Source organism: Bradyrhizobium sp. 930_D9_N1_4 (assembly GCF_052076015.1).
Classification (GTDB): domain Bacteria; phylum Pseudomonadota; class Alphaproteobacteria; order Rhizobiales; family Xanthobacteraceae; genus Bradyrhizobium.
This window is the reverse complement of the sequence record NZ_CP197236.1, coordinates 5980172-5994016: the sequence shown is the minus strand read 5'-3', so window position 1 is coordinate 5994016 and position 13845 is coordinate 5980172. Positions and strand designations below refer to the sequence as shown.

Genomic DNA, 13845 nt, shown 5'->3' with positions numbered 1-13845 from the left:
GGCTCATATGAACGGCCGCACCATGTGGCTTCTCGGCGCCGGCCTGCTTTGTCTGGCCGGCGCCGTCCTTGTTGCCGGCACGCCAGGACGTGCGGAGACGAGACAGGCGGGCGTGAACCCGAACCCGGTTCGTCTCATGCGTCCGCCGGTCGCGCCATTGTCATCGATGGCGCTGCTCGGCAAGGAGATCTTTTTCGACGCCTCGTTGTCGTCGTCGGGCGCGCTGTCCTGCGCGTCCTGTCACAGCCCGGATCATGCTTACGGTCCGCCCAATGACGGACCGGTCATGCTCGGCGGCGCCAAACTCGCGCGGCAAGGCGCGCGCGCGGTGCCGTCGCTGACCTATCTCGATCGTCATCCCAATTTCAGCATCGGCCCCGACAAGGGCGACGACGACAACGTCATCGACCTCGCGCAGATGGCCGCCATCGGCCAGCAAGCCGCGCGCACGACGAAGACCGCGGGCGGCAGCGGCGCGTCGGCGAACATCGTGCCGCAGGGCGGCCTGTTCTGGGACGGTCGCGCCGACACGTTGCAGGACCAGGCGCTGTTTCCGTTGCTGGACCCCAACGAGATGGACGGCGGCAGCGCCGGGATCGTTGCGGACAAGCTGCGCCGCGCGCCTTACGTCAACCGCTTCGTCGAGCTGTTCGGTGCCGGCGTGCTCAGAAATCAAGGCCTCCTGATCGCGGAGGCGATGTTCGCCGTGGCGCGCTATCAGGTCGAGGAGCCGAGCTTCCATCCCTACACCAGCAAGTACGATTACTGGCTCGAAGGCAAGGCGCGGCTGTCCGAGCGCGAACTGCGCGGCCTGCAAGTCTTCAACAATCCCGACAAGGCCAATTGCGCGGGCTGCCACACCTCGGCGCCGACGCGCGACAACCTGCCGCCGCTCTTTACCGATCATCAATACGAGGCCCTCGGCGCGCCCCGCAACGCCACGCTCGCCGGCAACGGCGATCCCGATCATTTCGATCTCGGCGTCTGCGGCCCGCAGCGCACCGACATCCCGGAGCAGACGCAATATTGCGGCATGTTCCTGACACCGACGTTGCGCAACACGGCAACGCGCCACGCCTTCTTCCACAACGGTGCCTTCAGCACGCTCGAGCAGGTGCTGGACTTCTACAATTTCCGCGACACCAATCCCGAGAAAGTGTTTCCACGCGCCGCCGATGGCACGGCGCGGAAGTACGACGACCTGCCGCAAAAATATCATGCCAATGTCGACGTCACCGATCCGCCGTTCGATCGTCATCCCGGCGACAAGCCGGCGATGACCGAACAGGACGAAGCCGACATCATCGCGTTTCTGAAGACGCTGACGGACGGTTACAAGGCGGGGAATTAGCGCGGTTCCTCGCTCCCTCGTCATTGCGAGCGGAGCGAAGCAATCCAGAATCGTTCTGCGGAAATACTCTGGATTGCTTCGTCGCAAGAGCTCCTTGCAATGACGGCGGAGCGAGGCGGGCGAGCCGGTGCCACGTGCTCCGATCCGACCGATGTCTCAGCGCGGCTTGATCTCGGCGTATTTCACCATCGCGCGCTCGAACTTCCGGTTGAACAGCCACATCGCGGCAAGGATCTCGCGGTAGCTGGCCGATGTTTTCGCCCGGTCGGCCTGTCCAAATGCAAAAATGCTGTTGTTGCGCAGGTGCTTCATGATCGTGGGGCTGGAGACCCGATAGTTCAGGAGATCGCCCGATTTCAGCGCGGACCGTGTCGGGGTGGGAACGATCTGGATCAGCTCGAACAGCTTCATCTGGTCGATCGGATCGGGCAGCGTCTTCACGATGCCCGGGATATCCCGGAAGACATCCGCATGCGCGTTCATCAGGCCGTCGCGCACATTGGTCCAGTGGTTGAAGCGATAATCGGTACCGCGGGCGCGCGCCTCTTCCTTGTCGTCACGCGCGCTCAGCTCGGGACTGGCCGCCGCGATCTCGCCCTTGATCGCTTCCCATTTCCTGCGGCCGTTGCGATCTTCGGACGGGCCGGTCTGAAAGCTGCCCATATAAGTGTTCGAGCGGCCATTGCGGACATTCTGCTTGCCGTTGGTCTCGGCATAGAACAGCCCGAGGCTGATGCGGCCTGCGGCTTCCGCATGGTCCGATGCCAGTCCCTTGGCGCGCGCGATCGCGGCTGCGAGATCGACGACGTCCCTGAACGGCGTCGGCGAGTTCTGCGCATTGGCCGGCGGTGCCTCCATGACGTCGAACAGTTTTGAATATTCGTCGATCAGCGGCTCGATGTCGGCATCGAAATAGGCCGGCGGTATCTCGAACTTGTTGGGGCGGCCGATCTTCGAGGGCACGGCGTCGGTGAGATCCTTGTAGCTGCTGATCACGGCGACGCGCGCGAGATACAGCGCCTGGCCCGGCAGGTTCGGGAGCGGCTGCTTGGTATCGATCTGCCTGCGCCGTTCGGCGAGAACAGCCTTGAAGTCGCCGAGCGCGCGTTCGTAGGTCGCAGCGGCCTCCGACTGCTTCGCGGTGAGCGTTTGCGCCTCGCTTGCGGCGAACGTCGCGAGGATCAGTTCAAGTGCCGTGATGGCTGCGATGGCGTGACGTCGTGCAGGCATGGCCGGTTCCCCAAACGATTCGCCGTTCGGGGGATCGTAGCCTAGTCGTTGGCCTCCGGCGGCAGGAAGTCGACCTCGTGCAGAGCCGAGATGCGCACGACCTCGGCGGGGTCGGTCAGATTGTGGAGCTGGTTGAACAGTGCCTCCAGCTTCTGCATCGGCGAGACCCAAAACAGCGCGCGGGCCGGCTTGTCGGATTTGTTGAAATAGCCGTGCGGGATGCCGCGCGGCAGGCGTACGAGGTCGCCGGCATGCGCCTTCAGCCATTTGCCGTCGAGCTTGAGGTCAAGCGTGCCTTCTTGCACCAGGATGAATTCGTCCTGGGTCGGATGGATATGCACCGGCACGAACTGGCCGGGATCGCTGTTGGTTTCGAACGCGAAGGTGGAGTCGGTGACGGCCTTGGGGAAATAGACCTGGCCCAGGATGTTCCAGGTTTTGTCGCCATAGCCCGTGCCGTTCGCGGTGATGCCTTTTTCAAGTGACGTCATGGCTCGCCTCCAATGGGATTTGGTTGCGACGAGTTTTGCGCAGGTGCCCGGCGGAGTCCATCCATCAGACAGACGTTAACGCCCGTCGCGATCGGACTCCCGCTTGCGCAGGAAGCCTTCGACATCGGCTTGTACCGAATAGGGCGTCGGGATCGGATCGCCTGCGGCGTCGACGGCGGTGTCGAGGGAACGGCGCAGCATGCGCGCGAGCTCAGCCTTGCGATAGGGCTTTGTCAGGAGCGGCGCGCCCATCGTGGCGCCTCCCGGCCCATGCGGGGCGTCGTGGGCATAGCCCGACGTGAACAGCACCCGCAGCGAGGGCCGCGCGGCGACCATCTCGTCGGCCAGCTCCCGTCCGTTCAAGGCACCGGCCATCACGATATCGGTGAAGAGCAGGTCGAACGGCGTGCCATCGGCCGCAATCGCGAGTGCTTCGGCTGCGTTGACGGCCTGGACGACCTTGTAGCCGAGGCTTTCGAGCTGAACCGTCACGTATTGGCGGACGTCGCGATCGTCCTCGACGCAAAGAATGGTTTCCGTGCCGCCGACGACCTTGCGCTCGTCATAGCCGGTCGGACGCAGCGTGCTGGTCTCGGCCTTCGGCAAATAGATCGTGAAAATCGTGCCGCGGCCTTCGACGGAGGAGACCTTGATGCCGCCGCCGGACTGCTTGACGAAGCCGAATACCATGCTGAGCCCGAGGCCCGTGCCCTTGCCGACGTCCTTGGTCGAAAAGAACGGGTCGAAGATGCGTTCGAGAATGGCCTGGGGAATGCCTGTGCCGCTGTCCGCGATCTCGATCTCGACATAGTCGCCGGCATAGCCGGCGCCCACCGCCATGGCCTCGCGCACGCCGAACACGACGTTGCGCGTCGTCAGCGTCAGCCTGCCGCCATCCAGCATCGCGTCGCGGGCGTTGATTGCAAGGTTGAGCAGCGCCGAGCTCAACTGCCCGCGGTCGGCGAAGGCGAGCCAGGCGTTGCCGTCGAGCCTCGTCACGATCTCGATCTTCTTGTCGAAGGTCGCCAGCAGCAGCTTTGCGAGCTCCTCGAGCAGCTCGTTGACGTCGATATCGGCCGGGTGGAGCGCCTGCTTGCGCGCAAAGGACAGCAGGCTCGACGTCAGCGCGGCGCCGCGATCGGCCGCTTCGCTGATCAGCTTGGTGATGGTCGCAAGCGGCGGATTGTCCTTCACGGCGTCGGCCAGGATCTCGATCGTGCCCGTGATCACCGTCAGCATGTTGTTGAATTCGTGCGCGATGCCGCCGGTCAGCTGGCCGACCGCCTCCATCTTCTGGGCCTGGATCAACTGCTCCTCGGCGAAGCGCTTCTGGGTGACGTCCTTGACGAAATTGTTGATGACGGTGCGCCCGCCGATCTGAAGTGCGGTGCTCGACGCCTCGATCAGGATCTCGTCGCCTTCCCGGTGCAGCAGCGTTGCCTCGAAGCGGATGCCGATCGGCGTGTTCGACAATTCCGGCAACAGGCGCATCATGCGTTGCCGAAAACCGTCGCGGAGCGGCTCGGCGATGAGGAGATTGACGACATCGGTGCCGAGCGCCTCCTTGCGCGTCCATCCGGTCAGCGCCTCGGCCTGAACACTCCATTCCAGGATGATGCCGTTCGCATCGGTTTGCACGAAGGCATCGAGCGCGGTCTTGATGACGGCTTGGGCCATTTGCGCACTGGCCTGCGCCTGCTCGGCCAGTTGCGCCGCAATATGCTTGTCCTGCGCCGCTTCAATCGTGCGCACGCAATATCGCGCGAGCAGCACCGCAACGGCCGCGCCGGCGAGCAAGGCGACGATCTGGGCAATGCCGAACCCGGGACCGGTCACGGCATAGGAGGCGAAGAGAGCCGCAGCGGTCACGACGACTTGCGCGGCCATCGCGAGTGTCAGAAGCCCCCTGAGTTTCATGGTCTCACACCAACGACGTCAGTCGCAGACCCCCGTGTCTGCCCTGTCAATGAGTCCGGCTCCACGTGAGCTACAGATTCCGCGTGGCTGCGTCGAGGGGCAATTTCCGACGGGCCGCAGGCGTTCCCAAGGTCTTCAACCTGCCGGCGAATCAGTCTGGCGCAACGTCGTGACCCAGATCACACGCGCGGCCTGCTGGGTCGGGTTGTCGAACATGTGCGGCACGATGCTGGGGAAGCGGAAACTGTCGCCAGCTTCCAGCACATGAGCCTGGTTGTCGAGCCACAGGCGGAGGCTGCCGGACAGGACGTAACCGGCCTTCTCGCCAGTGTGCTGCAAGAAGTCGGTGCCTGAGGACGCGCCGGGATTGAGCGTGAGCTCGTAGAGTTCGAGCTGGCCCTTGCCTTCCGGGGTGAGCGCCTCCTTGACGACGCCGCTGGCGGTGAGCCGCAGCAGCCGCCGGCTGTTCTTGCGCACGATGTAACGCTGCACGTCGGCGGAATCGGTGGTGTCGAAAAAGTAGGAGATGGGGACGTCGAGCGCGATGCTGAGCAGGCGCAGCGTTCGGATCGACGGCATGGCACGCGCGCGCTCGAGCTGGCTGATCATGCCGTTGGAGAGGCCGGTCCTGGTGGCGACGTCCTGGATCGAGAGGCCCGCACGCTGGCGCAGCAGCCGCACGGTTTCGCCGAGGCGCTGGTCGACCGCATCGTCGGCCTCGACCACGGGGGCATCCTTCGGACCGTTGGTATCGCCGCGACCATCCATGTCGCTCTCCCATGCATTGCCACCGCCTCGGACTGCGTCGGTCTGAAGCTTCAGTCGGAGTGAAAAGGTCGCGCATCCTAGCAATGTGATTGACAGCTGTATTTAGTCATGATGAACTTTTGACTGAAAAATTTAGAAGCACTAAAGCCCACTCCTGTCCCTTTGCCGGGGTCTCGGGGCGCGGGAGAGGTGCCGCGTGCGGGAACGGAGACTGGTCATGGCAGATGACACCGGTAAGTTCGGCATTGGCGGACTGCATCAGCTCGGCATTCCGAATCGCCGTCAGTTCTTCCAGCTCGGCGCGGGCGCCGCAGCGGGATGGACGCTTTCAGGCAACGCCTTCGCGCAGACCGAGCGTCCCGGCAATCCGCCGGACAAGCCGCGCGGGCAGGTGATCGCGGCGCTGTCGCAGGAGCCGACCGTCTTTCATCCGCTGATGCCGGGCATCGAGGTCGATCAGGGCATCTGGTGGCAGGTGTTCTCGCCGCTCTGGTTCATCGAGCCCGACGGCAAGTTCGTCCCTGATCTGGCGCGCGAAGTCCCGACGGTCGAGAACGGCGGCCTGTCGGCCGACGGCCTGACCTGGAAGATCAAGCTGCGCAGCGACGTCAAGTGGCATGACGGCACGCCGTTCACGGCCGAGGACGTGAAGTTCTCGCTCGAGCTGATCAACAATCCCGATTTCCGCGTCCGCAACCGCGTCGGCCACAACCTCGTCAAGGACATCAAGGTCGTCGCGCCCGACGAGATCCATTGGCGGATGGAGGCTCCCTATTCGCCTTACATGTCGATCCTGTCGCTCACCTTCATCGTGCCAAAGCACATCCTGGAGAAGCTGACGGATCCAAACGCCTCGCCGTTCCACAACGCGCCTGTCGGCACTGGCCCGTTCCGCTGGGGCGAGCGCGTGCCCGGCGACCACATCCAGCTCAACGCCCACACCGGCTATCACGGCAAGGGCCCCTACGTCGAACGTGTGGTCTTCAAGTACATTCCTGACCTGACCGTGCTCTACACCCAGTTCCGCACGGGGCAGGTCGACTACACCGGCCTGCAAGGCATCCTGCCGAACTTCGTGCAGGAAGCGAAGACGCTGAAGGGCCGCAAGATATTCGTCTCGGCGACGTCGTCGGTGGAGCATGTCGCGCCCAACCTGGAATTCGGCCCCTTCGCCGATCGCACGGTACGCGAGGCACTCTATCTTGCCATCAACAAGCAGGCGATCATCGATGCGCTGAACTACGGTTTGCCGACGCAGACCGAAAGCTTCGTGCCGCAGCAGGCGTGGTCTTTTCAGCAGGGTCTGCCGCAGCACAAATACGATCCTGCCAGAGCCAATTCGCTGCTCGATGCGGCCGGATGGGTTCGCGGCTCCAGCGGCGTCCGCGAGAAGGGCGGCGTCAAGCTCGAATTCACCAACTCGACCACGTCAGGCAATGCCGTGCGCGAGCAGACCCAGCAGCTCCTGATCCAGGACTGGCGGGCGATCGGCGCCGCAATGCGCGTCAACAACATGCCGGCCGCCGTGATCTGGGGCGATTTCTGGCAGCAGTCGAAGTTCAATTCGGTGCTGGTGTCCGTGAACTTCATGCTCGGCAGCGACCCCGACGTGACGCCGCGCTTCGGCTCCGGCGCTATCCCTGCCAAGGGCGGCCGTGGCTTCAACACCTATCAGTACAAGAGCGCGGAGGCCGATCGTCTGCTTGCCGAAGGTGCCAAGCAATTCGACCTGGCGCAGCGCAAGACGACCTACGGCGATCTGCAAAAGCTGATCCGCAACGACCTCGCGATCCTGCCGCTGTTCCAGGGCTTCATCGCCGAGGGCGTGAAGGAAGGGCTGCAGGGCTTCCGACCCAACATCAACACCTCCATCAATTGCTGGAACATCCGAGAATGGTACTGGGCCTGATGCGTCCAGCGCGCTGGATCGCCTGAGATGGCCCGTTACGTCGTCAACCGCCTGGCGCAGGCGATCATGCTGCTGGTGATCGTCTCCGCGATCGGCTTCGCCATCCTGCATCTGGCGCCGGGCGGTCCGCTGTCGCAATTCGCGGCCTCCGCGCAGATGACGCAGGAGGATCTCGACCGCGTCACCCAGCAGCTTGGTCTCGATCGCCCGCTGCCGGTCCAGTATCTCGACTGGTTCGGCCGCATGCTGAAGGGCGACTGGGGCAAGTCCTATCGTGACGGCGAGGCGGTGCTGTCGGTGATCTCCTCGCATCTCGGCGCAACGCTGGAGCTGATGGCGACGGCGACGATCATCGCGGTGCTGCTCGGCTGCTGGATCGGTGTGTTAGGGGCACTGCGCCGCTATTCGCTGTTCGATACGCTCGCCACCGTCGGGGCCATGGTCGCGCTGTCGATCCCGACCTTCTGGTTCGGGCTCGTCACCATCTATGTGTTCTCCGTCAAGCTCGGCTGGCTGCCGGCCGGCAACCGCCATACCATCGGCGACGGCTCCTTCCTCGACCTGCTGCATCATCTGATCGCGCCGGCGCTGGTGCTGGCGCTGGTCGAGACTGCGATGTGGGGCCGCTTCATGCGCTCCTCCATGCTCGAGGTCATCAACCAGGACTACATCCGCACTGCACGCGCCAAGGGCTTGCCCGAATGGCGCATTCTCACCGTGCACGCGCTGCGCAACGCGCTGCTGCCGATGATCACGGTGGCCGGCCTGCAGTTTCCGACGCTGCTCGGCGGTGCGCTGGTGGCCGAGACCGTGTTCACCTGGCCCGGCATGGGCCGGCTGTTTCTCGATTCCATCGGCTACCGCGACTATCCCGTGGTGATGGGCATCCTGATGTTCTCGGCGACCATGGTGCTGATCGGCTCGCTGCTCGCCGACATCCTCTATGCCGTCGTCGATCCGCGTATCCGGGTGGGTTAGGGATGACGGCTGCGACCCTCTCCACCGTTCAGCTCGCGCCGGGTCAGGCAGCCTGGCGGCGTTTCCGCCGGCACCGGCTCGCGCTCGCGGGCGCGGTAATCATTCTCGTTCTCGTGCTCGGTTCGGCACTCGGTCCCTATCTGCTGCCGTTCGACGACACCTATATCGACATCATGAAGCGGTTCGCGCCGCCACTCTCGGGCGCACACATCCTCGGCACCGACGAACTCGGCCGCGACGTGCTGGCGCGATTGATGATGGGCGGGCGGGTGTCGTTGTCGATCGGCATCGTCGCGATGGTGATTGCGATGGCGGTCGGCATCGCCGTCGGCGCCTTCGCCGGCTTCTATGGCGGCGTGGGTGGCGCGGTTTTGATGCGGCTCGTCGACGCCGTGCTTTGCTTTCCGACCATCTTCCTGCTGCTGGCGCTCGCCGCGCTCACCGAGCCCGGCCTCGTCACCACCACCATCCTGATCGCGGCGACTGCCTGGATGGCCGTCGCGCGTGTCGTCGAAGCCCAGGTCCGTTCGCTGCGTGAACGTGAGTTTGCGGTCGCAGCCCTCGCCTTCGGTTCGTCCAACCTGCGGATCATGTTCCGTGAGCTCGTGCCCAATGCGATCGCGCCGATCGTGGTGGCGGCGACGCTGAACGTTGCGAAAGCGATCCTGCTCGAATCCTATGTCAGCTATCTCGGCTACGGCATCCAGCCGCCCGCCGCGAGCTGGGGCAACATGCTCAACAACGCGCAGATCTATCTCACCAGCGCGCCCTGGCTCGCGATCGCGCCGGGCCTCGCCATCACGCTCGCGGTGACGAGCTTCAACTTCCTCGGTGACGGCCTGCGTGACGCGCTCGATCCGCGAATGAACATCCCATGATCTTCAAATTCATGACCAACAAGGTCTCGATCGAACTGACCTCCAGGAGTGCATCATGTCCCCGCCGCTTACCCGTATAAACAGCGACGAACGCCTGCCGGCGCAGGCGGACGTCGTCGTCATCGGCGGTGGTGTCATCGGCGTGTCGGCGGCGTATCATCTCGCAAAGAAGGGCCTCTCCGTCGCGCTCGTCGAGAAGGGCCATGTCGGCGGCGAGCAGTCGAGCCGCAATTGGGGCTGGTGCCGGCAGCAGGGCCGCGCGCGCGAGGAAATCCCGCTGGCGCGCGAGGCGCTGCTTCTGTGGGAGGACATGCAGAACGACGCCGGTGTCGATGCCGGTTTCCGCCGCACCGGCGTGCTGTTCCTGACCAAAAGCAAGGACGAGCTGGCCAGCTGGGAGCGATGGGCCGCAACGGCGCGCGAGATGCAGGTCCACTCAACCGTCTTGACGCCGGCCGAGGTCGCCGAGCGCCTGCCCGGCAATTCCGAGAAATGGGTCGGCGGTCTGCACACGCCGAGCGATGGGCGCGCCGAGCCGTCGATGGCCGTGCCCGCACTGGCCACCGCCGCGCGCAAGCATGGCGTCACCATCCATCAGGGCTGCGCTGCGCGCGGACTGGAGACTTCAGGCGGCCGGGTCAGTGCCGTCGTCACCGAGAAGGGCACCATTCGCACCCAATCCGTGCTGCTGTCGGGCGGCGCGTGGTCGTCGCTGTTCTGCCGCCGTCATGGCATCGAGCTGCCGATCGGTCTCGTCAACGCCACCGCATGCCGGACCACGCCGGGGCCGGAGATCACCTCGGGCGCGCTCGGCACCGACTTCTACTGCATTCGCCGCCGCCTCGACGGCGGCTTTACACTCGCGCTGCGCGGCCGCGGCACGGTGGAACTGTCGCCCGACCTGTTCCGCTATGCGCGGACCTTCTGGCCGACCTATCTGCATCGCCGCAACGGCCTGAAGATGTCGTTCGGCAAATCGTTCTTCGATCAGCTGATGCGCGGCACCAGCTGGAGCTTTGACAAGCCGTCGCCGTTCGAGACCGAGCGCGTGCGCGATCCCGAGCCTGACATGTCGCTGGTCAATGCGGCGCTGGCCTCGCTGATCAAGTCGAATCCCGAATTGAAGGACATCGAGATCGCGGAAGCCTGGGGCGGCACGATCGATTGCACGCCCGACACGATCCCCGTGATCTCGCCGGTCGATGCCTTGCCGGGCTTCTTCCTCGCGACCGGCTTTTCCGGCCACGGCTTTGGCATCGGTCCCGCGGCCGGCAAGCTCGCCGCCGACATCGTGACCGGTGCGACGCCGCTGGTCGATCCCGCGGCCTACAGCCACAAGCGCATGATCGACGGCCGGCGGCTCGCGCCGGTCAGCCCGTTCTGAGGGCCGCATGACGGCTCTCTACAAGGCCAACATGGTTCGCGGTGCCGAGTGGGCGACCTTCTTCGCGGAGCGCGCCCCCGATGTGCCGTTCCGGCTCTGGCCCGACATCGGCGATCCCGCCGCGGTGCGCTATCTGGTGGCATGGGTGCCGCCGGACGACATCGCGACGACGTTTCCCAATCTCGAACTGGTCTTCTCGGTCGGCGCGGGTGTCGACCAGTTCGACACGACAAAGGTTCCTGCGCACATTCCGCTGGTCCGCATGCTGGAGCCCGGCATTGCCGAGACCATGGTGGAATACGTCACCATGGCGGTGCTTGGCCTGCATCGTGATCTCCTGCACTTCATCAATCAGCAGAAGGAGCAGGTCTGGCGCGAGATCCGGATCACGCCGGCCAAGCGCCGTCGTGTCGGCGTGATGGGGCTCGGCCAGCTCGGTCAAGCCGTGCTCGAACGCCTCACGGCATTCGGCTTTCCGCTGCTCGGCTGGAATCGCTCGCCGCGCGAGATCGAAGGCGTCACCTGCTATTCGGGCGCGGACAGTTTGCCGGAATTCCTTGCGCAGGCCGACATTCTTGTCTGCCTGCTGCCGCTGACCGACGAAACCCGCGGCATCCTCAACGCCGATCTGTTCGCGCGCCTGCCGCGCGGTGCGGGACTTGTGAATGTCGGGCGCGGACCGCATCTCGTCGAAGCCGATTTTCTCGCGGCGCTCGACAGCGGCACGTTGTCCGGCGCTGTCCTCGATGTCGCCGATCCCGAGCCGCTGCCGGCGGGCCATCCGTTCTGGAGCCATCCGCGCATCCTGCTGACGCCGCATAATGCCAGCATGACGTCGCCGGATACGGCCGTCGATTTCGTGCTCGATGTCATTGCGCGCCATCGTCGCGGCGAGGAGCTGCCGGGGCGCGTCGATCGCACGCGCGGATATTAGGGTAATCGCATGAGCACGGGCGCGAGCGAAACAAACAAGGTGATCGCCGAAGCACAGGCGCCCGTGCTGTCGGTCGCGGGCCTCACCACCTCCTTCATGCGCGAGCGAGAGTGGATCCCCGTCGTTCGCAACGTGTCGTTCGACATCGCGCCGCGCGAGACTGTGGCGATCGTCGGCGAGTCCGGCTCGGGCAAGAGCGTCACCGCGCTCTCGATCATGCGGCTTGTCCCGAAGGAGAATGGCCGCATCGAGGGCCGCGTCACGCTCGCCGGCCGCGAGCTGCTGGCGCTACCCGAATCCAGCATGAAGGACATTCGCGGCAACGATGTCGCCATGATCTTCCAGGAGCCGATGACGAGCCTCAATCCGGTGCTCACCATCGGCTTCCAGATCGCGGAAGCATTGATTCAGCATCGCGGCCTGTCGCGCGCGGCGGCAGAGGCGGAGACCATCCGCCTGCTCGATCGCGTCCGCATTCCCGCAGCGAAAGCGCGCTTCCACGAGCATCCGCATCGTTTCTCCGGCGGCATGCGCCAGCGCGTGATGATCGCGATGGCGCTCGCCTGCAAGCCAAAACTCCTGATCGCGGACGAGCCGACCACCGCGCTCGACGTCACCATCCAGGCCCAGATCTTGGAGCTGTTGAAGGAGCTCCAGAACGAGGAGGGGATGTCGATCCTCTTCATCACCCACGACATGGGCGTGGTCGCCGAGATCGCCGACCGCACCGTGGTGATGTATGGCGGCCAGGCGGTGGAAACCGACGCGACCTCGCGCATCTTCGCTGCACCCTCGCATCCCTATACGCGCGCATTGCTTGCCGCCGTGCCGCGCCTCGGCTCGATGGACGGACGCGTGCGGCCGATGCGGTTTCCGATCGTCGACAAGGTCACGGGCACCTCGGACGTGCCGGTGGAGACACCCGATACGGTCTCGACCGCCGAGCGGCCGCTGCTCGAAGTCGCCAAGCTCACCACACGCTTTCCGATCCGCTCGGGACTGTTCGGAAAAGTCTCGGGCCGTGTCCACGCGGTCGAGAACGTCTCCTTCACCTTGCGCGCCGGCGAGACGCTGGCTCTCGTCGGCGAGTCCGGTTGCGGCAAGTCGACGACGGGTCGCTCCATCCTCAAGCTGACGGAGCCTGATACGGGGACGGTTCTGATCGACGGCAAGGACGTGCTGGCGATGGACGGCCGCGCCTTGCGTGATGTCCGCAAGCATATGCAGATCGTGTTCCAGGATCCGTTCGCCAGCCTCAATCCGCGGATGTCGGTGGGAACGGCGATCGCAGCGCCCTTGCTCGCCAATGGGCTCGCCACGGCATCGCAGGCGCGTGAGAAGGTTGCGGACCTGCTCGTGCGTGTCGGCCTGACGGCAGACATGGCCGTGCGCTTCCCGCATGAGTTCTCCGGCGGCCAACGCCAGCGCATCTGCATCGCGCGCGCGCTCGCGCTCGGCCCGAAGCTGATCGTCGCGGACGAGGCGGTCTCTGCGCTCGATGTCTCCGTCAAGGCGCAGGTCGTGAACCTGATGCTCGACCTTCAAGCCAGCATGGGTCTCGCCTATCTCTTCATCTCGCACGACATCGCGGTGGTCGAGCGCATGAGCCATCGTGTTGCGGTGATGTATCTCGGCGAGATCGTCGAGATCGGCCCGCGCGCTTCCGTGTTCGGCAACCCGCAGCATCCCTATACCAAGAAGCTGATGGCCGCCGTGCCGGTGCCCGACCCGTCGCGCCGCGGCACCAGGGGCGAGACCTCGAACGACGAGATCAGAAGCCCGGTGCGCGCGCCGGATTATCAGCCGCCGGTCCGGCAATATCGCGAAGTGTCGCCCGGCCACGTCGTCCAAATCTGGGGCGAGGAGTGGTCGGCTTGACGGCGCGCATGCTTTCGAGAACGCACGATGACATTGCGCGATGAGGTGCCTTACAGGTTAACGATGTCGTCATTCGTCATATCGACCCCGCGGAATCGTGCTGAATTCACAATGAGTTCACCTCAAA

General features: G+C 64.8%; 11 protein-coding genes. 7 read left to right on the top strand and 4 right to left on the bottom strand.

All coding sequences use genetic code 11. The annotated features are described in order from the left end of the window. The first annotated feature begins 7 nt into the window (after nt 1-7). Nucleotides 8-1351, top strand: coding sequence for a cytochrome-c peroxidase (locus AB7532_RS28560; RefSeq protein WP_441238016.1), 1344 nt, complete (start codon nt 8-10; stop codon nt 1349-1351). 156 nt (nt 1352-1507) lie between these two features. Here the strand turns inward: AB7532_RS28560 and AB7532_RS28555 are convergent, their stop codons facing one another. The 4 genes from AB7532_RS28555 to AB7532_RS28540 form a co-directional block, all read right to left on the bottom strand. Further along, a complete protein-coding gene (locus AB7532_RS28555; RefSeq protein ID WP_441238015.1) occupies nt 1508-2581 on the bottom strand; it encodes a hypothetical protein in 1074 nt (357 codons plus the stop codon). 41 nt (nt 2582-2622) lie between these two features. After that, nucleotides 2623-3072 (bottom strand): cupin domain-containing protein, encoded by a 450-nt coding sequence (locus AB7532_RS28550; RefSeq protein WP_441238014.1) that lies wholly within the window; start codon nt 3070-3072, stop codon nt 2623-2625. Nucleotides 3073-3147: 75 nt separating this feature from the next. After that, nucleotides 3148-4989: an ATP-binding protein gene (locus tag AB7532_RS28545; RefSeq protein WP_441238013.1), complete on the bottom strand. Its 1842-nt coding sequence runs from the start codon at nt 4987-4989 to the stop codon at nt 3148-3150. 135 nt (nt 4990-5124) lie between these two features. Beyond that, a complete protein-coding gene (locus AB7532_RS28540) occupies nt 5125-5757 on the bottom strand; it encodes a cupin domain-containing protein (protein WP_441238012.1) in 633 nt (210 codons plus the stop codon). A 217-nt stretch (nt 5758-5974) separates the two neighbouring features. On the opposite strand from AB7532_RS28540, the gene AB7532_RS28535 reads away from it, so the two are divergent. From AB7532_RS28535 to AB7532_RS28510, 6 genes are read left to right on the top strand one after another with little or no spacing between them, the layout of a single operon-like run. Further along, nucleotides 5975-7666, top strand: a complete 1692-nt coding sequence (locus AB7532_RS28535; RefSeq protein ID WP_441238011.1) for a peptide ABC transporter substrate-binding protein — start codon at nt 5975-5977, stop codon at nt 7664-7666. A gap of 27 nt (nt 7667-7693) precedes the next feature. Next, complete coding sequence (locus AB7532_RS28530; RefSeq protein ID WP_441238010.1) at nt 7694-8644, top strand: ABC transporter permease; 951 nt, start codon at nt 7694-7696, stop codon at nt 8642-8644. A 2-nt stretch (nt 8645-8646) separates the two neighbouring features. After that, nucleotides 8647-9522 (top strand): ABC transporter permease, encoded by an 876-nt coding sequence (locus AB7532_RS28525; RefSeq protein WP_441238009.1) that lies wholly within the window; start codon nt 8647-8649, stop codon nt 9520-9522. A 55-nt stretch (nt 9523-9577) separates the two neighbouring features. Further along, nucleotides 9578-10906: an NAD(P)/FAD-dependent oxidoreductase gene (locus tag AB7532_RS28520; protein WP_441238008.1), complete on the top strand. Its 1329-nt coding sequence runs from the start codon at nt 9578-9580 to the stop codon at nt 10904-10906. 7 nt (nt 10907-10913) lie between these two features. Further along, nucleotides 10914-11840 (top strand): 2-hydroxyacid dehydrogenase, encoded by a 927-nt coding sequence (locus AB7532_RS28515; protein ID WP_441238007.1) that lies wholly within the window; start codon nt 10914-10916, stop codon nt 11838-11840. A gap of 9 nt (nt 11841-11849) precedes the next feature. After that, a complete protein-coding gene (locus AB7532_RS28510; protein ID WP_441238006.1) occupies nt 11850-13718 on the top strand; it encodes an ABC transporter ATP-binding protein in 1869 nt (622 codons plus the stop codon). The last annotated feature ends 127 nt before the right edge of the window (nt 13719-13845 follow it).